Source organism: Vibrio sp. 10N.286.46.A8, assembly GCF_041470165.1.
In the GTDB taxonomy this organism is placed as follows: domain Bacteria; phylum Pseudomonadota; class Gammaproteobacteria; order Enterobacterales; family Vibrionaceae; genus Vibrio; species Vibrio tasmaniensis_A.
Genome location: NZ_JBFRLX010000011.1, coordinates 13975 through 39345, shown reverse-complemented (window position 1 = coordinate 39345; position 25371 = coordinate 13975). Strand labels below are relative to the sequence as shown.

Genomic DNA, 25371 nt, shown 5'->3' with positions numbered 1-25371 from the left:
CTAGCATCTAGCATCTAGAGCATAGATTAGTTGTTGCTGTGTAGCTCACTGTTCAGTTCAACAGCAGACTTGTTCGCAAGACATTCAATTTGGCCAGTAATCGAGTTACGACGGAACAGAAGGTCAGAAACGCCAGCAAGGTCACGGGCTTTAATGATTTCTACTTCGTTGCCTTCTTTATCTAGCATGCGAACTTTAGTACCTGCAGTCACGTAAAGACCAGACTCAACCGTGCAACGGTCGCCCATTGGGAAGCCAAGACCCGCGTTTGCGCCTAGCAGGCAGTTTTCGCCGATAGAGATAACCATAGTACCGCCGCCAGACAGAGTACCCATGATAGAAGCGCCGCCGCCGATGTCTGAACCGTTACCCACAACAACACCCGCAGAGATACGACCTTCAACCATGCTCACGCCAGTAGTACCCGCATTGAAGTTGATGAAACCTTCGTGCATTACCGTTGTGCCTTCGCCTACGTGTGCGCCAAGACGAACACGAGAAGTATCAGCAATACGAATACCTGTTGGTACTACGTAATCCACCATTTTAGGGAACTTGTCTACGCAATCTACAGACAGAGCGCGACCCGCAAGGCGAGCTTCGATTTGACGCTCTGGTAGCTCAGGAAGGTCGATTGGGCCTTCGTTTGTCCATGCGATGTTGTGCAGTAGACCGAAGATGCCGTCTAGTACTGTACCGTGTGGTTGTACTAGGCGGTTAGAGATAAGTTGTAGCTTTAGGAAGCCTTCAGCAACTGATGCTGGCTTCTCGTCAGCCGCAAGAACAACAAGAACAAGTGGCTGCTCAGATGCTGCTGCTTTTTCTGCGAAAGATGCGTTTGCTGCATCGTCGTTTGCTGCGAATGCTTTCGCCAGTTCTGCGCTTTGTGCAGCAGAGATTTCGATAGCTTGGTTGCCTTCAGTGTAACCTGCAACTTCAGCCACAGCAGCTACAAGAGCATCGCTTGGGTTTAGAAGTGGGTTAGGGAAGAACGCTTCAATGATTTTATTGTCGCGGTTTTTGGTTGCCGTACCGAAGGCTAGTGAAAAGTAAGCCATGTTGAATCTCCATGTGTTGAGTCTTGATTTTGCTATTCCATAACAGCGACTCGAATAACAAGCGCTGCCGTTAGCAAAGTTAATTTAATTGCGTTCATCATAAAGAGAGCGCCCTCGTTATGAAAGGGCGTATCGGGATAAAGTCTGTAAAATGATATTGCTTGTCTTTTGAGAGATAGTTTTCTGCAATGAGAAAGTGATGCAGTTCAACGCAATTATGGTCGTACTCTAGATAAACAACGCCTTATAAGCCTGTTCAATCCCTTCAATCAACATCTGCATACCGATAACGGCGAGTATCAAGCCCATCATTCGAGTAATCACGTTCAATGCGCTTGGTCCGACAGCTTTAACGAAGCGTTCGCCGAATACAAACAGTACATAGGTTAGGGTGCAGAGGAGGCCAAATGCCACGATGGTAATGATGGTCTCGTAAATACCTTCGGTACTGGCGAAGTTCATTGCAGTGGCAATGGTGCCCGGTCCAGCCAGTATTGGCATGGCTAAAGGTGATACGGCGATACTTAGAGCTGCGTCTCGCTGGGCGTCTGAGTTCACTTTCTCTTTTGCTTTTGAGTGTGTTGAGTCACCTTGCAGCATGTGAAAACCAATCAAAAAGACCAGAATGCCGCCCGTGATGCGCAGCGCGTACAACGTGATACCAAAGAGGTCAAAGATCAGTTTGCCAGAGATCGCAAAAGTACTAACGATAACGAAGGCAATGAGTACCGATCGGAATGCGATAGATTTAACCGTTTCCCTATCATTATCACCGGTTAATCCAAGAAAGATGGGCGTATTAGCGATAGGGTTCATTATGGCAAAAAAGCCCATGAACACGGTAATGGTATGAATGATGAGCTCTTTCATATTATTCCTTTGAAAAGATGCAGTTAAATACCAATAGTTTGTGTATTTAATCTTAGATATAAATAATTATTAGAAATAGATAGTAGAGCAAGTGTGAATAAAAAACAGCCAGCATAAGGCTGGCTGTTTGGTTTTAGTGATAGGTGTAGAGTTTTGGTCGTCTGTTATTGCTTGTTTCTCAGTTAACGGATTCTATTCTATGGATAGATCATGGCGCTCAACGTTGTCGTTATGCGTTTTGAGATTCGCTCACAGCCACAGCCACAGCCAATGCAACCGTCGCACCGACCATTGGATTGTTACCCATACCGATGAAGCCCATCATTGCAACGTGAGCCGGAACAGAAGAGCTACCTGCGAACTGAGCATCAGCGTGCATTCTACCCATAGTATCTGTCATGCCGTAAGACGCAGGGCCTGCTGCCACGTTATCTGGGTGCAATGTTCTACCTGTACCGCCGCCTGAAGCAACTGAGAAGTAAGGCAAACCTTGGCGAGTACGTTCTGCTTTGTAGATACCTGCTACAGGGTGTTGGAAGCGCGTTGGGTTCGTTGAGTTACCCGTAATACTTACATCCACTTCTTCTCGGTGCATGATTGCCACGCCTTCACGTACATCATCAGCGCCGTAACACAAGATCTCTCCGCGAGGGCCTTGTGAGAAGCGGCGACGTTCGGTTTCAACAAGCTCACCTGTTTGGTAATCGTATTGAGTACGAACATAGGTAAAACCATTGATGCGAGAAATTAAGTAAGCCGCATCTTTACCTAGACCATTTAGGATTACTTTCAATGGGTTTTGACGTGATTTGTTGACGTTTAGCGCAATTTTAATCGCACCTTCAGCTGCAGCAAAAGACTCGTGACCCGCAAGAAAGGCGAAGCAATGGCTCTCTTCATTGAGAAGACGAGCAGCTAGCGCACCGTGGCCGATACCCACTTGGCGTTGCTCAGCAACACTGCCGGGTTTAGTGAATGCTTGAAGGCCTTCACCAATGATATTTGCAGCTTGTTCAGCGTTGGTGGCTTTGCGAAATAACGCCAGTGCTGAGCCAAGGATATAAGCATCGGCAGCGCTTTCAAAAGCGATTGGTTGGGTGTCCATCACCATGGCTTTTGGGTCGACATTGTGTGATTTACAGTATTGGTTCGCTTGCTCTAAAGAGTCGAAGTTCATTTCTGCCAATACGCGAGTTACTGATTCATTAAATTGAGTGTTCATCATATCTTTCCTCTAAATTGGCAAAAATTATTGTTGGCGTGGGTTAATGGTGGTTACGGCTTCATCGAAGCGACCGTAAGTTCCCATAGCAAGGTCTGCTGCTTCATTGGCTGACACGCCTTGATTAATCGCCTTCATTATTTTGCCGAGGTTGAGATATTCGTAGCCAATCACTTCGCTATGGTCATCAAGTGCAAGCTTGGTCACGTAGCCTTCTGCAAGCTCTAGGTAACGAACGCCTTTCGCTGAAGTTGAATAGCTGGTGCCTACTTGGCTACGTTGTGTTTGACCTAAGTCTTCCAATGCTGCGCCAATTTCTAGGCCGCCTTCAGAGAATGCGGATTGAGTTCGACCGTAAACGAATTGCAGAAAGATCTCACGCATCGCTACGTTGATTGCATCACACACCAAGTCAGTATTCAGAGCTTCAAGAATGGTTCTTCCTGTGAGGATTTCGGCTGCCATCGCGGCTGATTGAGTCATGCCTGAACAACCAATCGTTTCGATTAGCGCTTCTTCGATGATGCCGTTTTTTACGTTCAGCGTTAGTTTTGCTGCACCTTGTTGTGGTGCACAAGTGCCTACGCCATGGCTTAAACCAGAAATAGCGATGACATCTTTTGGGCTAACCATGGCGCCTTCAACTGGAATTGGCGCTGAAGTGTGAAGATCACCCCTTTGAATAGGGCACATTGATTGAATTTCTGAAGAGTAGTGCATAATGTTTTCTCACTGATAGAGCCATTTAAGACCTAGGGCGTTGAGAAAACAGGACGTGTTGGAAGAGGTGCGGCTAATTCACTACAGATCTTGAGTATCGATAATCCAAAGGTGTCATGAAGCTCGGTCTTAAGAGACTAAGTCCATTTCAAAATGGAGGAATAGCGATACATCCAACAGTATTACCTGTTTTCGATTCTGTAGGAGTCATTAGCACTGTTCGAAAGAACGGGCGGTTGAAGCAAAAGCTTAGGTGGAACCCCATCACCTGATGGCTATAGATTAGAACTTTATCACACTTTCATGCAAGCGAATGTTTAGAGCGATTTCGACTATAAACAGAGTTCATTATATTTCGATAAGTATAAAAAAACGCCAATAACGGACTCTAATTAGAGGTGTCATTGACGTTTTCAACATAGATATCAGCTAGTTACGCTGCATCTTCTTCTGCGTCTTCAACAGCTTCAAGTTTCTTTTCTTTTTTCGGAGCTGGTTTGCGCTTAGCACCTAATGCATAAAGAACTTCTTCTTTATTCTTCGCTAGGTACATTGCAAGCTCTTCTTGCTTGCCTTCATCTTCAACTAAATCGCTTTTGCTTAATAGTTCAAAAAGCTCATCAGCCATATCCAGCATTTTGTCGTATGCGTCAGCTTCGGCTTTAGAGGTAAAAGTCATTTTCTCTTCTCCGTTGCGTTCGACCACGTACTTGACGATAACAGCCATGGTTAATCCTCTAAGTTTGATAAATTTCACTGGCTTTTTATACAGTTTCTGATGTTAAAAGTCCAGTTGGAGCCCTAACAATGCGGCCTCAATCTTGATGTGTAGCCCAGTCTTCACAATAACTCATGAAAGATTTCAGTAGCGGGCTTTGATATTTGTCTTTATGGACCAGCATCCAGAAACGTCGTTTCATGTCGAGTGGGACATCGAGTGCTTTCACTCGGCCTGAGTCAATTGCTCGTTGCGCAGCTAGCCGTGATAAACACGCGAATCCAAGATTGGCAGAAACAGAATTGATGATCGCCTCAGTCGTGTTGAGCTCAAAGGATTCATACCAATGTTCGATGCGTGGTGCGACGGCACGCAGGAAAAACTCGCGAGTTCCTGAACCAGACTCACGTAAAATCCAATGACTATCTTCTAAATCGCTTAAAATCACTTTTTCTTTTGAATTGAGAGGGTGTTGATTACTAACAATAATACACATTTCATCGCTACTGAACTGGCTTGAGATCAACTCCGGATGGAGTGTTTTTCCTTCAATTAACGCGATATCCAGTTCATAATCCACCAACTTTTGGCAGATCAGCGCACTGTTTGAAATGAATAAGCTCTGATCTTGATGCTGAGTTAGCTCGCGAAAGCCAGACAGAATAAACGGTGCGACCTGATTACCAATCGTGTCACTCGCGCCAACCTTTAAATTGCCACTTAATGGTTGGTCATCTCGGAATAAAACATCGATGCCTGCGGCTCTGTGAAGAATCTCGTCAGCCAAAGGAAGTAGCTTTTGTCCTTCTTGATTGAGAATTAATCTGTTGTTGACCCGGTCAAATAGAGAGTGACCTAACTGTTTCTCCATTTCGCCCAGCGCCATGCTGACAGCGGCTTTAGACAGAAATAGCGCTTCTGATGCGGCGGTAAGCGTCGAATGCTGGGTAATAGTGACAAACACTTTGAGTTGTTTGATTGAAATATTAGCCATCAGGTTCCTAGTTTTGCGCTGCTGGTGGAAAGATATCGTTCAGCATTAATGAACGCTTGTTATATATAATTGGATATTGTTTAACGAAGCGCAAGCGTATTATGGCTTCAACAAGCTGATGAGTTCACAAGTTTAGTGAATTAAGTTTAAGAGAGGCTGACATGATTCAACGTATTAAATATAGATTAACAGGAGCTCCAACACCCATGGCAGGGTTAGCACTCGCAATTGCAAGTTTAGGCTGGTGTTGGGATGGTGTTTTAGTCGCACAAGGTATTTTGCACACACCGGGTTTGGTGCAGTGGGTCAGTGCTGCTATTGCGGCTGTATTACTTCTTGTTTTAGCAGTGAAATTTTTGATTCACGGCCACTTATTACGTGAAGACCTTGCTCACCCTGTTGTCGGCAGTGTTGTACCCACATTCGCAATGGGGTGCATGGTGGTGTCAGCGTCGTTGGCTCCGATCTCTCAATTCTTACAAGAAGCTGTGTGGCTCGCTTCGGTAGCGTTACATGTCGTGTTCTTGGTGAGCTTCTTATACCACAGAGCTAAAAACTTTGAGATTCACCACATGGTACCAAGTTGGTTTGTGCCACCAATCGGTATTATCGTGGCTGACGTTTCTTTTTCAGGTAACCCGATCTTAGAACCTGTTGCTCACGCGACTTTAGTCTTTGGCTTATTGGTTTACGCCGTAATGCTACCGCTCATGATCTACCGTTTGATCTTCTCTCATGAAGTGCCTGACGCAGCAAAACCAACCATTGCGATTATGGCGGCACCAGCAAGTCTATCTTTAGCTGGCTACCTAACGGTGACGGCAAATCCTTCGCCAGTGATCATTGGTTTGCTATTTGGTATCGCGGTGTTGATGACGTTTATTATCTACATCGCGTTTTTCAAACTACTTCGTCTGCCATTCAGCCCTGGCTATGCGGCGTTCACTTTCCCAATCGTAATTGGTGCAACGGCGCTATTCAAATTGGCGGCTTGGATGCAAACTGTTGGTGTGGAAACTCACTATGTGGATCAAGTCTTCAACCTAGCGTATCTAGAATTGATTGTGGCAACGTTTGTAGTGGGTTATGTGGCGGTTCGTTATTACATGAATTACAAACCTCACCGTGTTCTAAGTGCGGTAGGCAGTCGATTGTAAGAAGCAATAGTTCAAAAGATAAACGGACCTTAAGTTTTCAGTATTTCATAAGCTTATATTCCTAATCCAAACTCGGCACTTATGCTAATCTGGCTTTATATTGTGGCAAGATTAGCGTGAGTGCACTTTGTTTACTGTTTACCATTCCAATAAAGTCGATACTTTAAAAATCCTTCTCGTTCACTTAATCAAAAGTGATCCTTTAGCCAATCCTTTCGAAAAAGAGCAGATCTTGGTTCAGAGCCCAGGTATGTCTCAATGGCTTAAGATGGAACTCGCCAAAGAGTTTGGTGTAGCAGCAAATATCGATTTCCCACTTCCAGCAACCTTCATTTGGGATATGTTTACCCAAGTGCTTCCTGATGTACCTAAACGCAGTGCTTTTAACAAAGAAGCGATGACGTGGAAGTTGATGAGTTTACTACCCGCTAAGCTTGACCACCCTGATTTCTTGCCTCTGCAACGTTATCTTGAAAATGATGAAGATGACTCTAAGTTGTATCAATTGGCAGAGAAAATTGCCGATATCTTCGATGGTTACTTGGTGTATCGACCGGAGTGGATGGTGATGTGGGAAGCGGGAGAGCCCGTTGCTGAATTGGTCGATGATGAAGGGCAGCAAGAGCACCCTTGGCAACCGATTTTGTGGCAAGCACTCTATGAGCAAACCTTGTCTCAAGGCCAATCTAAATATCACCGTGGCAACTTGTATCACGACTTTATTGAAGCGCTAGCCAAGCAACAAGGTCAACTGCAACATCTGCCTAAACGCTTATTTGTGTTTGGTATTTCTTCGCTGCCTCCTCGTTACATGGATGCGTTGAAAGCACTTGGCGAGCAGATTGATGTGCACTTGATGTTTACCAACCCTTGCCAACATTACTGGGGCGATATTCGCGACCGTAAATATTTGGCAAGAGTTGAAGCCCAGCGTCGCAAGCAGTTTGCGTTGGTTGATGGTTTACCTCAACTAGAAGGCGAAGTATCACCATTGAAAGATGGCATTGAAGCCAACGTTGAAGACGAACTGCATACCAGCCAAGCCGTGGGTAATAGTTTACTTGCGTCTATGGGAAAGCTGGGCAGAGATAACCTGTTCTTGCTATCTCAATCAGACAGCGAAGAGCATGAGTTCTTTATTGATGTTGAGAGGGATAACCTGCTGCATCAATTGCAAGCTGATATTCTTCAGTTAGAAGATCATCAAGACGACCACATCTTAGATTCCAGCAACCATAAACAGGTGGTTGAGCTTGGCGATCGCTCTCTGACCGTACATGCGTGTCACAGCCCAATGCGTGAGGTTGAAGTCCTTCATGATCAGTTGTTGGCGATGTTTGATGCCAACCCGACTCTGAAACCACGCGATATCATCGTTATGGTGTCTGACATTAATGCTTATAGTCCAGCGATTCAGGCGGTATTTGGTAATGCTCCGGGTGAGCGTTATATCCCTTACTCGATCTCTGATAGAACCGCAGACCAAGAAAGCCCAATTCTGACCGCTTTCATGCAGTTGGTCGCGCTACCGAACACGCGCTGTTTAGCCTCTGAGTTGCTAGAGCTGTTAGAAATACCTGCGATGATGGCACGCTTTGGTATTGACGAGTTTCAATTCGAGCAAGCCAAGCAATGGGTTGAAGAAGCGGGGATCCGTTGGGGTGTCGATGCTTTAACGGCGACAGAATTTGATCTACCTGCGACCGAGCAAAACACTTGGCTATTCGGCATTCAGCGCATGTTATTAGGATATGCGATGTCGGATTCTGCAGGTTTGTTTGAAACTGAACACTCTCCGATTGCCGCTTATAACGAAGTTCAAGGCATTAACGCCGAACTTGCAGGTAAGTTAGCTCACTTTATCGATCGTATTGCCCATTACCGTCAACGCTTAACTGAAACACAATCTATCGACATGTGGCGTGAAACCTTGCTGCAAATGATTGATGATTTCTTTGCGGTTGAGCTGGAAGGCGAGGTGGTGCTCAAATCGATTCGTGATGCGCTTTCGCAACTGAATGAACAGCTTGATGATGCTTTATATGAACAAGAACTATCACCAAGCATCATCTATCAGTATTTGAATAATAAACTGTCGGGTGCGCGTATTAGTCAGCGATTCTTAGCTGGCCAAGTTAACTTTTGTACCTTGATGCCGATGCGTTCTATCCCGTTCAAAACCGTCTGTTTGTTAGGTATGAATGATGGTGTTTACCCTCGCTCAATGCCGCCAGAAGGTTTTGACTTGATGAGTGGCCAAACTCGCTCGCCGAATGGCGTAGGAAAAAAGAGTCTAGCACGTCCTGGCGATCGTTCTCGTCGTGATGATGACCGCTACCTATTCTTAGAGGCGATGCTGTCAGCGCAAGAATGCTTGTACATCAGCTATGTCGGCCGTTCGATTCAAGATAATACTGAGCGAGTGCCATCGGTGTTGGTTTCTGAATTGATAGAGTACTGCCAACAGAACTACTGCCTAAGTGAAGACCAAGCACTACCAAGTGATGATTCAGGCATCAAGTTGACTCAAGCGATCAGCTTTGAGCACACCATGACACCATTTAGCCCTGCAGCCTTTACTCAAGGTGATGCAAGCCATGTGCTGAGTTACGCCAAAGAATGGCTTCCTGCGGCTAACCGTTCTGGTGAACGCAGTGGTGAATTCAATCGTGCATTGGATGACTATTTGTTGGGGGCAACGTACCCGTTGGAATTGGACCTGGTTGAGTTACAGCGTTTTTGGCGTTTGCCAGTGCAGTACTTCTTTAATCGCCGTCTCAAAGTGGTGTTTGAGCCGCCGCTTCCGGTAATGGAAGACGATGAGCCATTTGTACTTAATGGTTTAGAGAGTTTCCAACTTAAGGATGCTTTGCTGCAAGTGCTGCTAGACCACCCTGAAGGCGCAGACGAAGCAGTGCGACTGTTTGTCTCTGAGCAAAAAGCACAGGGCCGATTACCGGTTGGCGCCTTTGGTGATATCGAGTTTGAAACCAACCGTGTTCAAGCGGAAGACTTAGCTAAAGAGATTCGATTTGTGAGCGGCTCGCCGCAACAAGATCTCGAAGTGAATATCGAATTTGATGTGTTAGGCGAAGGTAAACCTGTTCGCTTGATGGGTTGGTTAACTCAAAACTATCAATCGGGTCTAGTTCGTTTCCGTAGCGGAAAAATACGCTCTCAAGATTACTTGGCTGCGTGGATTGATCATCTATCCTGCGCTGTGATGGGACACGGAAAAACGACCCATATTATTGGCTACGACAGAAAAGAGGGCGTCGTTCACCAAACGCTACAACCTATCGGTGATGCGCAGCAGGCGAAGAGCTTGTTGGCTGAGTTAGTACGGCTGTTTTATCAAGGCATGACAGCACCGCTACCTTACTTCCCGAAAACCGCATTGGCTGGCGTTGAGGCTGGCTTTAGTCGTGGTAAATGGGTCGATGACGAAGAAAAGTCACTTAAGAAAATGGCCGATACTTTTAATGATAGCTTCGCTTTCACGGGCGAGGGCAGAGATACCTACATCTCACGTATTTGGTCTAAGTGGGATGATGAACTGGCTACTGAGTCGCGTATGTATTCAACGCTTGTGCTACAGGCGGCAAGGTTGGCTGCTGCCGATCTGGAAGAGCAGGAGTAAGTGGCTGTGATCGACAAGATCAATAGCGTGCGCGCTGAATTAATAGAAGACGAAAGAGAGTCGCTGGTCAGCATTTGGGGTGCTTGCTTTCAAGGTGAAGGGAATCGAAGTGAAGCAAGGTACAGGAAATAAAGTGGCCGCCAGTAAATCATTATTAGTGTAGGGCGTTCGCTGTACGGCCACAGGTCAGAGGGACCATTATTCTGTGGTTCAAAGTAGCGCCGGAAAGTACAAAACTCGTACGCGCTCCTGAACTCGTGGGCGCATAGTAGCGAGGCGATCTGAATTGATCCGTGAGAGAGATCGCACTAACTATTAACAAATTAGCGTAGGGCGTAAATTGAATGACGTTTTCCACGCTAGGTCACATTTATAGCAATAGTCACATTTTTAACAGACTCATCTATCAAAAGGCAGTAAGGCATGACGACCACAAGCAGTGTTCAGGTAATCACTCCACAGACACTCGATACCATGACGTTTCCACTTCATGGCGCGCGTTTAATTGAAGCATCAGCGGGTACGGGTAAAACATTTACCATCGCTGGCTTGTACTTGCGCCTACTGCTCGGGCACGGCACGGCTGCACCGCAAGGCGATCTGACTGAAGCCACTCGACACCATGAGCCGCTAACCGTAGACCAAATTCTGGTGGTGACCTTTACTGAAGCGGCAACGGCTGAGCTGCGAGACCGTATCCGTGCTCGAATCCACGATGCACGTATTGCGTTTGCACGTGGGCAAAGTGACGACCCAGTGATTGCTCCTTTGTTACAAGCCATCGATGATCATGCTGGCGCGGCTAAAACCCTGCTTAATGCTGAAAGACAAATGGATGAAGCCGCGGTCTACACCATTCACGGTTTCTGTCAGCGAATGTTGACCCAAAATGCTTTTGAATCAGGAAGCCGTTTTGATAATGAATTTGTGACCGATGAAAGCCACCTAAAAGCACAAGTGGTCGCCGACTATTGGCGTAAACAGTTCTACCCGCTGCCGATTCAATTAGCTGGCGAGGTTCGTAATATCTGGGGTTCTCCCGCTTCGCTATTGGCTGACGTAAACCGTTATCTGACAGGATCTCCGTTGAAGCTAACGGTAGATGCGATGTCTGGCGACCTGCAAACTCTGCACAGCCAGAACCTAGACAAAGTGAAGCAACTTAAAGCGCTATGGTGTGAATCCGAAGCGGACTTTTTGGCTTTGATCTCTGGCTCGGATGTGAACAAGCGCAGCTACACCAAGAAGTCTTTGCCGACTTGGTTAGAAGCGGTGACTGCATGGGCACAAAGTGATACTCATGATTATCAGTTCCCAGATAAATTAGAGAAGTTCTCACAAGCCACTCTAAGCGAAAAAACACCAAAAGGCACTGCACCTCAGCACGCCGTTTTCGAAGCGATTGAGGACTTCTTAAATTCTCCAGCAGATCTAAAAGCTCCATTGCTGGCGCATGCGATTATTCATTGTCGAACTATGCTAGCCAAGGCTAAGCAGCAGAAGCAGTGGTTATCATTTGATGATTTGCTGACCCAGTTATCCGCGTCCATTGATGTGGATGAGCAATCACTGCTTGTGGAGAGAATCCGCACCTTATACCCAGTGGCGATGATCGATGAATTCCAAGATACCGATCCGCTGCAATACAGTATTTTTAGCCGAATCTATCTCGATAATCCGCAATGCGGTCTGTTTATGATCGGCGACCCGAAGCAGGCTATCTATGGCTTCCGTGGTGCGGATATCTTTACCTACATTAAGGCAAGAAACCAAGTTAGTGCTCACTATACGTTAGGCACTAACTGGCGTTCGAGTGCTGATATGGTCAGCGCGGTAAACCAAGTGTTTATGAATTCGGATAGCCCGTTTATCTATGATCAAGATATTCCATTTTTGCCTGTTGCAGCCAGTCCATCAGCCGACAAACGCCAATGGGTGATGAACGGAGAAACTCAGCATGCTCTCACCTTTTGGCTGCAAGAGGCTGAAGACAAGCCCTTACCGAAAGGTGAATATCACAAGGCAATGGCTGAAGCGACGGCGAGTCAAATTCAAACCATTCTGACCGCTTCTCAAAACCAGCAAGCTTATTTTGATAACGGCAAAAAACAACATGCCGTGAATGCGGGTGATATTGCTGTCTTGGTTCGAACCGGTAGTGAAGGTCGTCTAATCAAGAACGCGTTGTCGGAACAAGGCATTGCGAGTGTGTATTTGTCTAACCGAGATAGCGTGTTCACCAGCTTGGTTGCACAAGATATTCAACGTTTGTTGCAGGCGGTGCTGACACCTGAAAATGACCGAGCATTACGTGCCAGTTTAGCGTCGGAATTGTTTGCTCTGGATGCCGCATCATTGGATGAACTCAACAACGATGAAGTGGTGTGGGAAAACGTCGTTAACGAGTTTAGAGAATATCGTAAGTTGTGGCTGCAACGTGGCGTATTACCAATGCTTCGCAGCGTGATCAGTAAACGACATCTCGCGGAACGCTTACTGGAAGAAGAAAATGGTGAGCGCTCACTCACTGATTTGATGCACATTGGCGAACTGTTGCAACAAGCTAGGCAGGAGCTCGACAGCGACTATGGTTTGTTACGTTGGCTAGCAGAAGCGATATCAGATGCGCAAAATGGTTTAGGTGGCAGTGAAGATGACATTCAACGCCTTGAATCAGAGAGAAACTTAGTTCAAATCGTCACTATTCATAAATCGAAAGGTTTGGAATATGACCTAGTATTCCTGCCGTTCGTGGCGAGTTATCGTGAAGCGAGTGAAGGTAAGTTCTACGACCATGAATCAGATACCACAGTGCTTGATATTACGGGTAGCGACAGTGCCTTAGCGCAAGCCGACAAAGAGCGATTGGCGGAAGACTTACGTTTGATTTACGTGGCGCTTACTCGTGCCGTTTACGGTTGTTTCATTGGTATGGCTCCTTTACGTAAAGGGCGTTCAACCAAAGAGCCGACCGGCGTTCACTTAAGTGCCATGGGCTACTTGGTTCAAAATGGACAAGAGCAAGGCATCGCTGAGTTACATCAAGCTCTGTCAGCGATTGAGGGTAAGAATTCAAGCGTATTGCTGTCTGAAACGCCTACCGCTCACGAACAAGTTTTTGTGCAAACAGAGCAAGTGAGTGACGACTTACAGGCTAGTGAACTTAAAGCTTCAATTGACCGAGCTTGGCGAATCACCAGTTACTCGGGGCTTGTAAAACAAGGCAGTCACGGCGCAAACCATGATGCGACGATTGAGGTGTCAGGTTTTGATATTGATTCGGCTGATGAACAAGACGAGTCGGAATTGATTGAACCTGAACGTTCTATATTCACGTTCCCTCGTGGCGCTCGCCCTGGTACTTTCTTGCACACCTTATTTGAGGATGTTGAATTTACTGAGCCAGCAACCAGCGAACATAACACGCAAGTAATTACTCACTTATTAGAGTCAGAGCAATACGAGTTAGAGTGGCTACCTGTGCTTCAACAACTGGTCGATACCGTTCTTAATACCGCATTGGATGGCAAAAATCTAAAGCTGAGTGAGAAAGACTCGACTCAACGATTAGTCGAAATGGAGTTCTTGTTGCCGATCGAAGTGTTGGCCGCATCTGAGCTGAATCAAACCATTCAATATCATGATCCGTTATCGGCTAAAGCGGGCGACTTAGGTTTCCAAACAGTACAAGGCATGCTGAAAGGCTTCATCGATTTAGTGTTCGAGCACCAAGGTAAATACTATGTGCTCGACTGGAAATCGAATCATTTAGGTGATGATGTTGCCGTCTACCATGGTGAGGCATTGAAATCGGCGATGGCCGACCACCGTTATGATCTGCAATATCAAATCTATGCGTTGGCATTGCACCGCTTCTTACGCAGCCGCGTTGCGGATTACAGCTATGATCAGCACTTTGGTGGGGTCTATTACTTGTTTTTAAGAGGAATGGACGGCCAATCTCAACAAGGTATTTTCTCTGCTAAACCTACATTGGCTTTGCTCGATGAAATGGATCAATTGATTGACGGTAAAGTGATAGACAGACGTTCAGCACAATTGAATGACAATGAAACTGGACAGATGGGGCTTCTATAATGACAACGACCACTAATACCACCATAGAAACAGCGAATTCTGTTAAGCCAGTTTCACTTATCCCTGAGCAACTCATGGATGTATTAAAGTTCCTCGCTGATAAGGGCTCAATTCGTCAGCTGGATTATCAGTTTGCCCGTTTTATTTCTCAGCAAGCGACAAGTCATTCTCAAGAAATAGGGTTTCTAGCTGGCGTTGTAAGCCATGAATTAGGCAAGGGGCATATTTGTACTCAGCTTATACAAGCTCAAACGGCTGGCCCTGAACTAACGACAGATCTTGGCCAGTTGCTTGGTTTGTACGGTGAAACGGCACTGCAATTGAACCAAAAACTGTTGGGTATTGATTGGGTGACTGTTCTGCAATCATCTAACCTAGTTGGAACAACCAATGACTGCGTTAAGCCGCTGATGTTTGATGGGCAGCGTGTCTACTTACAGCGTTATTGGAACTACGAAGTTGTGTTGGCTGAAACTCTAAACCGTTTAAGTAAGCCAGTAGAGTTCAATATTGAGCAGAAAAAAGCACTGACTGAGACGCTCAATCAGCTTTTTGCACGCAGTTATCACTTCCTGTTTAATGCCTTAACCAAGGCTGAAGCAAACCAACAAACCTCTCAGGTATTACGTCAGCAGTTAGTGTGTGACCATCTAGATATCGTCGATGAACAGGCTTTGGATTGGGGTTCTATCGATCAAGCGATTGTTCAAGCCAAACAAGTGACCGATTTAGATGTGCTGGATAGTCTAGTGCCGTTATCTGTCTGTTTGAACTGGCAAAAATTAGCGGCAGCGGTGGCGTTAAGTCGTCGCTTCGCGGTGATTTCTGGTGGGCCGGGTACCGGTAAAACGACCACGGTAACTAAGTTGCTGTCGGCGATGGTCGAGCAATCACTCAGCCAAGGTAAAATACCGACGATCAAGCTGGTGGCTCCGACAGGTAAAGCGGCGGCGCGTTTAACTGAGTCGATTGGTAAAGCGATTGAACAATTGCCTCTAGCACCTGAAGTAAAGGCCAACATACCGACGGAATCGAGCACTTTGCACCGATTACTTGGTGCGATCCCCAATCGAGCGGAGTTTAGACACAACCGACGTAATCCACTTCACCTTGATATCTTGGTGGTGGATGAAGCATCGATGGTCGACTTATCCATGATGTATAAGCTGGTGGATGCACTCCCTGAACACGCAAGGTTGATTCTGCTTGGTGATAAAGACCAGCTCGCTTCAGTAGAAGCTGGTGCCGTGTTGGGTGATATCTGCTCGTTTAATTCAACAGGTTACAGCACAGCGCAAGGTAACTTGATTGCGGAAATGACAGGCTTTGATGCGATAGTTAAACCCAGACAGGTCAAAACAGGATCGGCTAACCCTCCTGCGATTGCCGATAGTTTGTGTATGCTGCAGAAGAGTTACCGTTTTGATGCACGTTCAGGTATCGGACAGTTGGCAAAGGCGATCAATAACGGCTCTGCTAATCAGGTCGATCAAGTGTTTGCGAAAGGGTTTGCGGATATTGAGAATCATCCCTTGTCGAGTGACAGCTATAACTTGATGCTACGTACTTTAGTTAATGAATATGGTGCGTATCTGAACCGAATGAATGTGCCATTGGAAGAGCTAGAAACTCAAGAAGCGAGAGCGAAATCGGTTCTCGATTTGTTCAGCCAGTGTCGGTTGCTGTGTTCCATTCGCGAAGGTGACTTTGGTGTTAAAGGCCTCAACCACAGAATCGAAAGGGCACTTGCCGCAAGACGCTTGGTGAATCCGCACAACGATGAATTGTGGTATCACGGGCGACCAGTAATGGTAACGCGCAATGATCATGGCTTAGGTTTATACAATGGTGATATTGGTATCTGTATGCTTGAGGCTGATGTAAGTAGCTCTTCTTCAATTGATGATAACTCAGCCCCTCGATTAAAGGTGTACTTTGAATTGCCCGATGGCAGTGTAAAAGCTGTACTACCAAGTCGAGTGCCTGATCATGAAACCGCGTATGCAATGACGATACACAAATCTCAAGGCAGTGAATTTGATCTGACCTTAATGATCTTACCGCCAGACTTCAGCCCTATTTTAACGCGAGAACTTATCTATACGGGTATTACACGTGCTAAGAAACGACTGATGATGTTCAGTGATACCAATGTATTGAAGCGTGGTATTAAGGTAAAAACAGAGCGAGTGAGTGGTTTAGGAAGTCGATTAACTAACTGACGGTCATTGGTTTTAGTGGAGGTGTTGCTGGAAGTAAAACAACGAAATAGCAGGGTAAATCGTATACACAAAGCAACCATCCGTGGTTGCTCTGAACGCTATCAGGAATCAGTACCCAAAAACGCTCGAGTAAACGATATATGGTTTATCTTGTATTTTGGTTGGCAATTCAAAATAAACTCTTTTAGATTTTCGCTCACAGGGAACACGCAGTGTACGTCTAACCCTTCTAAGAATTGGTTATCAGCCATATCCCAAAAACTTTGCAGCGAGTTACAAACAATGGTTCTCATATCAATGTTGCTCTTTTGCTGTTTATATTAACGAGCAGACTGACTACTAGCATGCTGATCGTTAACGGGTATAGCAATCCGTGCAGTGACCACCTAAATGTCATAGGTTAAACATTCGGCGGCATTCCAATAAAAACGCTTGTCGATATTCATAAAGCGTGCAAATTCTATACAATTATAGCTGTGAATGAAAGTGCATATTTGATAAATATCACATGAGAAACGATTACATTTGCAATAGATTCCTTATTAAAGTGAGATTTTAATCTAAATTTAATTTACACATTTAACGCTAAGATCTTGGAATTCCTTTGATAGTTGTACAGACCTTGTTTTTCCATTGGTAATTCATCAACAGTAATCTCGTAAAAACCCTGTTCACGGAACCAATGAAGGCTGTGTGTGGTAAGAACAAAGATTTGGTCGATATCACGAGATTTGGACTGATGACGCATGTAATCAAGCAGTAACTGCCCACGGTTTCCATCTCGGTAGTCAGGGTGAATTGCCACGCAGGCCATCTCTGCCATGTGATCTTCTGGATAAGCGTACAGCGCAGCGCAACCAATGATCAGACCGTCTTTTTCGATGATAGTAAAACGATGGACTTCTTGTTCTAACTGCTCTCTTGAGCGACGAACAAGAATGCCTTGTTCTTCAAGAGGGCGAATGAGGTCAAAGATACCACCGATGTCATCAATCTGAGCTTGTCTGACTTGTTCGGCACTCGCCATGACCACTTGGGTTCCAATACCATCAAAAGAGAATAGCTCTTGGATCAATGCGCCATCGGCTTTGTAGCTGATCAAGTGACAACGAGGCACGCCTGCTCGGCAAGCGGAGATCGCTCCTTTCAAGAAGCGCAGTGTTCCGGTGCTCATGTCTTCGACGGGGTTCTGGGATTCCGTTAAGCGTTCAAGAATTTGCTTGGCGTCTTTAGGGAAGAGTTCGGCGAGTACATTACCGCTTTCGTCAGTCACCCCTTGCTCAGAACAAAAGCCAATCAGTTTGTCGGCTTTCAAACGGATAGCAACTTGTGTCGCGACCTCTTCCGAAAGCAGGTTAAAGCTTTCGCCAGTGACTGAACTGGCAATAGGCCCAAGAAGGACGATGGAACCTTGGTCAAGGGTGCGATTGATCCCTTCGATGTCTATTCGACGAATGCGTCCGCTGTGGCAGTAATCTGTACCATCATCGACGCCTAAGGGTTGAGCGGTAATGAAGTTACCACTCATAACATTGAGTTGAGTTCCTGCCATTGGGGTGTTGTTCAAACTCATTGAAAGGCGAGCGGTGATCGCAAGTTGCAGTTGTCCAGCCGCCTGCATTGCAACACCTAAAGAATATTCATCTGTGACTCTAATATTTTTATGGTAAGGCGTATGGCAGTCTTGTTTCTCTAACAGTTGGTTGATCTGTGGTCTTGCCCCATGAACGAGAACAATCTTAACCCCAAGGCTATGAAGTAGAGCTATATCACTGATAATGTTGCCAAAGTTTCTATCGGCAACTGCTTCACCTCCCAACATAATCACCATGGTTTTACCACGGTGAGCATTTACATAAGGGGTCGATTGCCTAAAGCCTTTGACTAGCGCCGTACTTCTTAATTTCACAGAATAAGTCTTCCTTGTTTATTTATTCGATAATTTAGCATTTAAATTCAAATCTGAACAACAACTTTTTGGAATGAAGCGCAAACTATTCTCATCTAGGCTTCGTTTTATAAACTGTCTCAGTGTACAATGCGTACAGCATCCTTATGAGTCGTAAACGAATGCAAAAAAATCCAGTAAGAAAGAGTAAGATTGATGAGATCGCAAAAGGTCTCTACAGTGGAGCAGAGCAGCGCAACAAACCTAAATTGAGACGTAAGCTCATTGAACGCAGTTTAATGGTTTTAGCTTTGGTGGGTTCGTTTGCCGTCGCTTCCTTGTTCGCCGATGTGTTTTATAGAGTGCAAGATGCGATAACACCTAATAGTCAAATATATGGAACTTGGGTCGAGCAAGATGTCGCTCGTTATGCTGCGGACGAGTTTGTGCTGAGTGAAAATGGTGTGTCAGTGCGAGGCTCTGTTGTGTCGACTCATTTTGATTTTGATGGCAAGTACTTCGAATATAAGGCAGGTAATAAAACGTATCACTTTCGCCTAACGAATTCTGATAAAACAGAAATGATGCTTGTATCGGATAATCACTATAATCCAGTCTTTCGCCTTAAAGGTTATATCGATAACTCAGTTCGATAGGTTATCTTACTGTAAACATTTACAATCTAAGATTGTGTTATCTGATCGTTTTTGTCATCCTCGATGCATAGAATATTTAGGATGACTCTTGTGATTAAAAAATGGCTTCCCCTTGTTGCTGCCTCTTTCTTATTTGGCTGTGCTCAACCCACTGATCTTGCCCAACAACACCTTGATGGTGAATTTCCCCGAACCTTAAATAAGGTCGATTTGGTTGAATCTAATAAACCAAGAGACTTCACCGCATTTGCAGAGCAAGCTGAGATGGTGGTTTCTAAATCCCCTTCGATGGCTAAAATCTATGAGCCGCTTTATCAGCAACTCAATGAATGGGCGGTGCTGAGTGGAGAGCCAAGCGAGCTAGCGAATTTTGGTGTTCAAACTGCTCAATTAGGTGGCGGCGATAAGCAAGGCAATGTTTTGTTCACGGGCTATTTTTCTCCTGTAATGGAGTTGCGACATGAAGCAAACGAAGAATACCGATTCCCTGTTTATGGGCTTCCAGAGTGTGATAAAGAGTGCCCAACACGCGAAGAGATCTACAACGGTGCATTAGAAGGTCAAGGTCTTGAGTTAGGTTATTCAGCAAACCGTATCGACCCATTTATGATGGAAGTACAGGGCAGCGGCTTTGTGCATTTCGGAGATGATGACACGCTGCAGTATTTTGCATACGCGGGTAAGAACAATAAAGCTTACGTGAGTATTGGTCGTGTTTTGATCGAAAGAGGTTTAGTGCCACGCGAAAAAATGTCACTGAAAGCAATCAAAGAGTGGGTATTGGCGAACGATCCTGAAGTGGTAAAAGAGCTGCTTGAGCAAAACCCATCTTTCGTCTTCTTTAGCGCGAGAGATGATCTATCCGTAATGGGAAGTGCTGGCATTCCTCTATTACCGATGGCGGCAGTAGCGGGCGATCGCTCTATCTTACCAATGGGAACACCTATCCTAGCTGAGGTTCCGTTACTGAATGCTGATGGTACTTGGAGCGGCGCGCACCAACTAAGACTACTATTGGTTTTAGATACCGGTGGTGCGGTTAAGCAAAACCATTTGGACCTCTACCATGGTATGGGCCCACGAGCAGGAACTGAAGCGGGTCATTACAAGCATTTTGGTCGGGTGTGGAAGCTGGGTCTAGATGGCAGCGCAACCGAAGCGCCTTGGGCTTTGCCTCCTGAAAAGGTCGAGTAAACAACAATAAAATGGGGCATTGAAAGCGAATCGCTAATCCCCTAGACTTTTAATTCAAGAGTGCGTATAAAACGCACTCTTTTCTTTTTCTCAGAAATAAATTGGCGGCAACAATGCGTGAATTGACCACTCCAGCTTCAGAAAACTATGACCAACGATTTGGTGGCACTCGTCGCCTGTATGGCAATAGTGAAGTAGATATACTTAGAGCAGCACACGTGTGTGTGATCGGTATTGGCGGTGTCGGTTCATGGGCGGTTGAAGCGCTTGCTCGTACTGGTTTAGGTGAGCTGACATTGATCGATATGGATGATGTGTGCGTGACGAACATTAACCGTCAAATCCACGCAATGTCGGGCACGGTTGGTAAGAGTAAAATCGAAGTGATGGCAGAGCGTGTTAAGCTGATTAATCCTGAGTGTAAAGTGAACCTGATCGACGACTTTATTGGTCCTGATAATCAGGCTGAATACCTATCGAAAGAGTTCGACTTTGTGCTCGATGCGATTGATAGCATGAAAGCTAAGGCTTCGCTGTTGGCGTATTGCCGTAGCAACAAAATCAAAGTGATCACTACGGGTGGCGCGGGTGGGCAAGTTGACCCGACTCAAATTAAAGTGGCTGATCTGACTAAAACGATTCAAGATCCGTTAGCGAAGAAATTGAAAGACACATTGCGTCGTCATCATAATTTCCCTAAGAACCCTGCGCGTAAGTTTGGTATCGATTGTGTGTTCTCGACTGAGCAACTTAAATACCCTCAAGCCGACGGCAGTGTATGTGCTGCGAAAGCGACCGCAGAAGGTCCAAAACGTATGGATTGCGCGACGGGTTTTGGTGCCGCGACAGTGGTAACCGCGACTTTTGGTTTTGTGGCTGTTTCGCGTATCGTAGAAAAGATCATTCAAAAGCATACTAAGTAACTCGTTACTCTACGCTTACTAAGAATTTACTGGATATAAAAATGACGTCATTTCCAAGTTCTCCATTCGGCCAAGAAATTACCAGTGATGATATTGTCGCAAAAATGCAGACTTTCAGCGGCTGGGAAGACCGTTATCGTCAAGTGATTCAATGGGGTAAGAAACTGCCAACTATGCCTGATGAACTGAAAAATGATCAGGTTGTCGTATCTGATTGTGAAAGCCAAGTGTGGTTGGTTTCTCAGAACATCGATGGTGTTTGGTATTTTTGCGCTGATTCTGATGCTCGTATCGTTCGCGGTCTAATCGCTTTAGTGATGGCTGCGTATGATGGAAAAACATCAGAGCAGGTTCAAGCATTTGATATCGATGGATACTTTGAAAAAATCGGGTTAATTACCCATCTAAGCCCATCTCGCGGTAACGGTTTAAAGGCGATTGTTGCTCAAATCCAAGAGCTAAGTGCTTAACCTTTCTTAGATACACAGAAACAAAAAGGGTTGACGCTAAACGGCAACCCTACATAATTTCGCTACTCGCTACTCGCTACTCGCTACTCGCTACTCGCTAAAGCATATCAACGGCTTTTTCTATCGCCGCTACGAGCTTTTCAACATCATCTAGATTGTTATAAATACCAAATGAAATACGAACCGTTCCTTTCACATTAAGTGCATCCATTAATGGGTGAGCACAGTGGTGTCCAGCACGTACTGCGATACCTTGCTGATCCAGCAGAGTAGCAATATCTTGATGGTGAACACCGTCCATCACAAAAGTAATCACACTCGCGTTGGGTTGATAACCCAATACCTGAATATCATCCAGTTTACTGAGTGCAAGATAAGTCTCGTGCTGTAGCTGGTGGATATGATTTTCGACATCTCGCTGAGCAAAACCACTTAACCATTCTATTGCGGTACTTAATGCTATCGCTCCCGCCACATTTGGCGTGCCTGCTTCAAACTTCCCCGGCAGTTCAGAAAAAGTAGTACCAGAGAAAGAGACGCGCTCGACCATTTTGCCACCACCATGCCAAGGAGGCATCGCTTGGAGCAATTCTAGCTTGCCGTAAAGTACACCGATGCCTGCAGGGGCGTAGAGCTTGTGTCCTGAGAAAACGTAGAAATCCGCACCTAAAGCCGCAACATCAACGGGTTCATGAACAATACCTTGCGCTCCATCGACCACAACAATCGCATTCATCTTGTGTGCATTCTCGATCACTTCTTCAATGGGCTGACGAGAACCAGTCACATTAGTTATCTGAGCCAGAGCAACAATCTTAGTTCGTTCATTCAAAAGGGCGTCAAACGCAACAACGTCAAAGTCACAATCTGATGTCATTGGTACTTTTACGACTTTAGCACCCGTTTGTTCAGCCACAATTTGCCAAGGCACGATGTTGGCGTGATGTTCCATTTCGCTGACTAAGATCTCATCGCCAGGTTGAAGCGTGCTTCTCGCGTAAGTTTGTGCGATCAGGTTAAGTGCTTCGGTTGCACCGCGAGTCCAAATAATCTCTTTTGACGATGTCGCGCCAATAAACTGAGCGACCTTGTTTCTGGCTGCTTCAAATTGACTGGTCGCGTTCGCTGTTAAGCTATGACTACCACGGTGAACATTGGCATTTTGCTTGGAGTAATATCGGCTAATGGCATCAATAACTATCTGAGGTTTTTGTGTCGTCGCCGCGCTGTCTAAGTAAATCAACGGTTGTTGGTTAATGGTTTGTGATAGCGCAGGAAACTGCTCTCGGATGTGATTAATATCAAGCATCTATTCTTACCTAAATCTTGGAAATTGGTGCTAGCGTTATGCTGAGCGGTATCGTTATTTTATCGCGACTTTTTAACCGTTGCTGACTAATCTTGATGATTCCAGCTATTTTCTCGTTCTTTAACCTGATCGAAGAGCTTTTGGTTAACCGGAACTTCTATCTGATGCTTACGCGCGGTTTTTATTAGGTGTCCGGTAATGAAGTCGATCTCTGTCTTTCGTTGGTAAAACACATCTTGCTTCATTGAGGAATTGTTCTTTGCTGTCGCTTGAATAACCTTGTTGACGCTTGTCTCTAATTCGTCAAATGAACAAGTAATGCCTTCCGCCTGCATCACTTGCGTGAGTTCTTTAATTATAGAACTCAGAGCTTCGCTAAATCTTTTGTCAGCAAGCTCTCCGTTTTTGATTTGTTCCAACCCAGTCAGTGGGTTGATGGCACAATTCATGGCGAGCTTAGTCCAGAGTGCGGTTTTTATTTCTGGATTCCAACTCACAGCAGGTAAGGCATGCTCCAACACATCAACTAAAAAAGTGCACTGTTGACCCTTGAGGTTAAAAGCACCCAATTGAGTTTGGCCGATTCCTGTGTGGGATACATTGTTGCGATTGGGTTTGAATGCCGCTTGGGTGGTGGTCGCCAATATTACCGGGTGAGCGTCAATTTGATTAGCAATGTTATCGACCGCTCCCATACCGTTGTGCATGAACATGAGAATGGTGTCAGAGTCTAGATATTGAAGTAACGGAGTGGTGGCTTCTTCTACTTGCCAAGCTTTGACCGTGAAAATAATCAAATCACTCGCTGATAGCTTTTCGATATTGTTGTTACTGAAGGAAAGGGGAGCTTGTCGATCAAGCGATAAATCAATTGAGTTATCAGTGGAACGACTCCACAAAGCCACATTATGACCAGCTTGAAGTAGTTTTATCGCCCATAAAGAGCCGATGGACCCAGGGCCAACAATAGTGATGTTCACAGCAATACCGAGATAAGAAAGTGGTGTTGCAAGGATAGCGAGGCATTAAATGAAAGCAATAAAAAATGGCACCCGAGGGTGCCATTTTGGAAACTTTCTTAGACGTTCGATTAGAACTTGTAAGTTACTGCAACGTAGTGACCAAAGCCTGTTGATTTGAATCCATCAGTATCTTTAATGCCGTAGATGTCTTTGTAACCTTTTAGGCCGTAACCAACAGCGAAACGATCTGAGTGCCAGTAGATACCATTGTACATTGCACCACCGTTACTTGCAGAAGAGTACTTGTCTTCCAGACCAAATTGGTAATCGATGTAACCTTGGTAAGAGATGAATGAACCGTTCTCGAAGAAGTAGAAAGGTTTAAACCAGTTTGCAGAAACTTGGTAACCGTTCCAATCTTTCTTGTTTGAATCGTATGTACCGTAAAGGTTTAGGCCAATTTTGCCTAACCACGGAACCATTACGTCAGAACCTAAACCAACTTTTTGAGTGTTAACGCCAGAGTTACCACCCCATTCCATAAGTGTAGATACGTAAAGCTCTTGAACTGGACCGAAAGAAAGATCTTTACCTGTAAGTCCATCTAGAGACATACGAGGCGCAAATTTCATGAACATCTTTTCAGATTTTGCTTTATCGCTGCTTGAGTCTGACGTTAGGTTGAATACGTCAACGTAACCGTAAAGATCGAAGATTCCAGAGCGACCGCCAAATTCCATCTCCAGGTAATCATGAGTTGATTCGCCCGGAAGTTCGTCAATAGCACCCATAAGGTTGAACTGCATCCATTTGTAATCGTTCTTATGGATGTCGCCGTCAGAATAATCAGCTGCCATTACAGGAGCAGATACTGCTGCAAGTAAGCCAAGAGTTAAAAGTGATTTACGCATAATGGAACTCTCTATGTTTGAAATAAGTAACCCGCTAATCCGTGCGTGTTTATATGTCCGAATGCCGAGCATAATAGCGATTTTGTTCTCAAATAAAAGTGAGACGGAGTGAAAACTATGATTATTATGGTGAGAGCGATCACACTAATGATCGAAATGATGGAACTTTAATGTTGCTATGCATCTTGATGAGTCCCTACTTCTATTGATTTTGTGAAATTCGATTATTTCGTGTATAAATTGGTGAAATACCGCTCTAAGCAAACGATTCCACCAAAAAGCGTGACATGCATATCAAAATCAACAGTATTTCTTTCTAAGCGTTTTCTCGTAAAAAACACCTCACTCAGCGAACGTTT

19 protein-coding genes and 1 riboswitch are annotated in these 25371 nt (G+C 45.2%); of the genes, 8 read left to right on the top strand and 11 right to left on the bottom strand.

Annotation, left to right across the window (positions count from 1 at the left end; all coding sequences use genetic code 11):
- Positions 1–26: 26 nt before the first annotated feature.
- The 6 genes from dapD to AB4232_RS01855 all read right to left on the bottom strand — a co-directional run bounded on the left by dapD (position 27) and on the right by AB4232_RS01855 (position 5582).
- Entirely contained in the window at positions 27–1058 is a 1032-nt protein-coding gene (gene dapD / locus AB4232_RS01880; RefSeq protein ID WP_017087717.1) for a 2,3,4,5-tetrahydropyridine-2,6-dicarboxylate N-succinyltransferase, read from the bottom strand.
- 228 nt (positions 1059–1286) lie between these two features.
- Positions 1287–1928, bottom strand: coding sequence for a MarC family protein (locus AB4232_RS01875; protein ID WP_017079911.1), 642 nt, complete (start codon positions 1926–1928; stop codon positions 1287–1289).
- A gap of 229 nt (positions 1929–2157) precedes the next feature.
- The gene (locus AB4232_RS01870) at positions 2158–3153 is read right to left on the bottom strand and encodes a GGGtGRT protein (RefSeq protein ID WP_372085894.1); all 996 of its coding nucleotides are present in this window, start codon (positions 3151–3153) and stop codon (positions 2158–2160) included.
- 24 nt (positions 3154–3177) lie between these two features.
- A complete protein-coding gene (locus AB4232_RS01865; RefSeq protein WP_372085891.1) occupies positions 3178–3870 on the bottom strand; it encodes an iron-sulfur cluster assembly scaffold protein in 693 nt (230 codons plus the stop codon).
- Between the two features lie 194 nt (positions 3871–4064).
- Positions 4065–4148, bottom strand: a riboswitch (Fluoride riboswitch).
- Between the two features lie 155 nt (positions 4149–4303).
- Positions 4304–4597 (bottom strand): YebG family protein, encoded by a 294-nt coding sequence (locus AB4232_RS01860; protein WP_004735185.1) that lies wholly within the window; start codon positions 4595–4597, stop codon positions 4304–4306.
- 88 nt (positions 4598–4685) lie between these two features.
- Positions 4686–5582, bottom strand: a complete 897-nt coding sequence (locus AB4232_RS01855; protein ID WP_009848350.1) for a LysR family transcriptional regulator — start codon at positions 5580–5582, stop codon at positions 4686–4688.
- A 161-nt stretch (positions 5583–5743) separates the two neighbouring features.
- Here AB4232_RS01855 and AB4232_RS01850 point away from each other — a divergent pair, with 161 nt between their 5' ends.
- The 4 genes from AB4232_RS01850 (at position 5744) to recD (ending at position 16699) form a co-directional block, all read left to right on the top strand.
- Positions 5744–6739: a TDT family transporter gene (locus AB4232_RS01850; protein WP_372085888.1), complete on the top strand. Its 996-nt coding sequence runs from the start codon at positions 5744–5746 to the stop codon at positions 6737–6739.
- A 127-nt stretch (positions 6740–6866) separates the two neighbouring features.
- Positions 6867–10379: an exodeoxyribonuclease V subunit gamma gene (recC, locus tag AB4232_RS01845; protein ID WP_372085886.1), complete on the top strand. Its 3513-nt coding sequence runs from the start codon at positions 6867–6869 to the stop codon at positions 10377–10379.
- A 423-nt stretch (positions 10380–10802) separates the two neighbouring features.
- Complete coding sequence (gene recB / locus AB4232_RS01840) at positions 10803–14477, top strand: exodeoxyribonuclease V subunit beta (protein ID WP_372085884.1); 3675 nt, start codon at positions 10803–10805, stop codon at positions 14475–14477.
- On the top strand, positions 14474–16699 hold the full coding sequence (gene recD / locus AB4232_RS01835) for an exodeoxyribonuclease V subunit alpha (RefSeq protein ID WP_372085898.1): 2226 nt from the start codon (positions 14474–14476) through the stop codon (positions 16697–16699). The genes recB and recD overlap by 4 nt, the downstream gene beginning before the upstream one ends.
- Positions 16700–16800: 101 nt before the next feature.
- Here recD and AB4232_RS01830 read toward each other — a convergent pair whose 3' ends face one another.
- Together AB4232_RS01830 and argA are read right to left on the bottom strand one after the other, a co-directional pair.
- Positions 16801–16992 (bottom strand): hypothetical protein, encoded by a 192-nt coding sequence (locus AB4232_RS01830; RefSeq protein ID WP_009848356.1) that lies wholly within the window; start codon positions 16990–16992, stop codon positions 16801–16803.
- Positions 16993–17270: 278 nt separating this feature from the next.
- On the bottom strand, positions 17271–18608 hold the full coding sequence (argA, locus tag AB4232_RS01825) for an amino-acid N-acetyltransferase (protein ID WP_372085882.1): 1338 nt from the start codon (positions 18606–18608) through the stop codon (positions 17271–17273).
- Between the two features lie 146 nt (positions 18609–18754).
- Between argA and AB4232_RS01820 the strand changes: the two genes are divergently transcribed.
- From AB4232_RS01820 to csdE, 4 genes are all read left to right on the top strand, one after another.
- Positions 18755–19243 (top strand): DUF2850 domain-containing protein, encoded by a 489-nt coding sequence (locus AB4232_RS01820; RefSeq protein ID WP_017098026.1) that lies wholly within the window; start codon positions 18755–18757, stop codon positions 19241–19243.
- Positions 19244–19324: 81 nt separating this feature from the next.
- The gene (gene mltA / locus AB4232_RS01815; RefSeq protein ID WP_009848359.1) at positions 19325–20437 is read left to right on the top strand and encodes a murein transglycosylase A; all 1113 of its coding nucleotides are present in this window, start codon (positions 19325–19327) and stop codon (positions 20435–20437) included.
- Positions 20438–20550: 113 nt separating this feature from the next.
- On the top strand, positions 20551–21360 hold the full coding sequence (tcdA, locus tag AB4232_RS01810) for a tRNA cyclic N6-threonylcarbamoyladenosine(37) synthase TcdA (RefSeq protein WP_371702545.1): 810 nt from the start codon (positions 20551–20553) through the stop codon (positions 21358–21360).
- 41 nt (positions 21361–21401) lie between these two features.
- Entirely contained in the window at positions 21402–21830 is a 429-nt protein-coding gene (gene csdE / locus AB4232_RS01805) for a cysteine desulfurase sulfur acceptor subunit CsdE (RefSeq protein ID WP_372085880.1), read from the top strand.
- A 97-nt stretch (positions 21831–21927) separates the two neighbouring features.
- On the opposite strand, the gene csdA is transcribed toward csdE, so the two are convergent.
- The 3 genes from csdA to AB4232_RS01790 all read right to left on the bottom strand — a co-directional run bounded on the left by csdA (position 21928) and on the right by AB4232_RS01790 (position 25012).
- Positions 21928–23139, bottom strand: a complete 1212-nt coding sequence (gene csdA, locus AB4232_RS01800) for a cysteine desulfurase CsdA (RefSeq protein WP_372085878.1) — start codon at positions 23137–23139, stop codon at positions 21928–21930.
- A gap of 86 nt (positions 23140–23225) precedes the next feature.
- Positions 23226–24119 (bottom strand): 2-dehydropantoate 2-reductase, encoded by an 894-nt coding sequence (gene panE / locus AB4232_RS01795; protein ID WP_372085875.1) that lies wholly within the window; start codon positions 24117–24119, stop codon positions 23226–23228.
- Between the two features lie 110 nt (positions 24120–24229).
- Positions 24230–25012 (bottom strand): outer membrane protein OmpK, encoded by a 783-nt coding sequence (locus AB4232_RS01790; RefSeq protein WP_029223107.1) that lies wholly within the window; start codon positions 25010–25012, stop codon positions 24230–24232.
- Between the last annotated feature and the right edge of the window lie 359 nt (positions 25013–25371).

Coding starts and splice junctions, on each gene's coding strand:
- dapD (WP_017087717.1), bottom strand. CDS start 1,058: ATGGCTTACTTTTCACTAGCCTTCGGTACGGCAACCAAAAACCGCGAC.
- AB4232_RS01875 (WP_017079911.1), bottom strand. CDS start 1,928: ATGAAAGAGCTCATCATTCATACCATTACCGTGTTCATGGGCTTTTTT.
- AB4232_RS01870 (WP_372085894.1), bottom strand. CDS start 3,153: ATGATGAACACTCAATTTAATGAATCAGTAACTCGCGTATTGGCAGAA.
- AB4232_RS01865 (WP_372085891.1), bottom strand. CDS start 3,870: ATGCACTACTCTTCAGAAATTCAATCAATGTGCCCTATTCAAAGGGGT.
- AB4232_RS01860 (WP_004735185.1), bottom strand. CDS start 4,597: ATGGCTGTTATCGTCAAGTACGTGGTCGAACGCAACGGAGAAGAGAAA.
- AB4232_RS01855 (WP_009848350.1), bottom strand. CDS start 5,582: ATGGCTAATATTTCAATCAAACAACTCAAAGTGTTTGTCACTATTACC.
- AB4232_RS01850 (WP_372085888.1), top strand. CDS start 5,744: ATGATTCAACGTATTAAATATAGATTAACAGGAGCTCCAACACCCATG.
- recB (WP_372085884.1), top strand. CDS start 10,803: ATGACGACCACAAGCAGTGTTCAGGTAATCACTCCACAGACACTCGAT.
- AB4232_RS01830 (WP_009848356.1), bottom strand. CDS start 16,992: ATGAGAACCATTGTTTGTAACTCGCTGCAAAGTTTTTGGGATATGGCT.
- AB4232_RS01820 (WP_017098026.1), top strand. CDS start 18,755: ATGAGTCGTAAACGAATGCAAAAAAATCCAGTAAGAAAGAGTAAGATT.
- mltA (WP_009848359.1), top strand. CDS start 19,325: ATGACTCTTGTGATTAAAAAATGGCTTCCCCTTGTTGCTGCCTCTTTC.
- tcdA (WP_371702545.1), top strand. CDS start 20,551: ATGCGTGAATTGACCACTCCAGCTTCAGAAAACTATGACCAACGATTT.
- csdE (WP_372085880.1), top strand. CDS start 21,402: ATGACGTCATTTCCAAGTTCTCCATTCGGCCAAGAAATTACCAGTGAT.
- csdA (WP_372085878.1), bottom strand. CDS start 23,139: ATGCTTGATATTAATCACATCCGAGAGCAGTTTCCTGCGCTATCACAA.
- AB4232_RS01790 (WP_029223107.1), bottom strand. CDS start 25,012: ATGCGTAAATCACTTTTAACTCTTGGCTTACTTGCAGCAGTATCTGCT.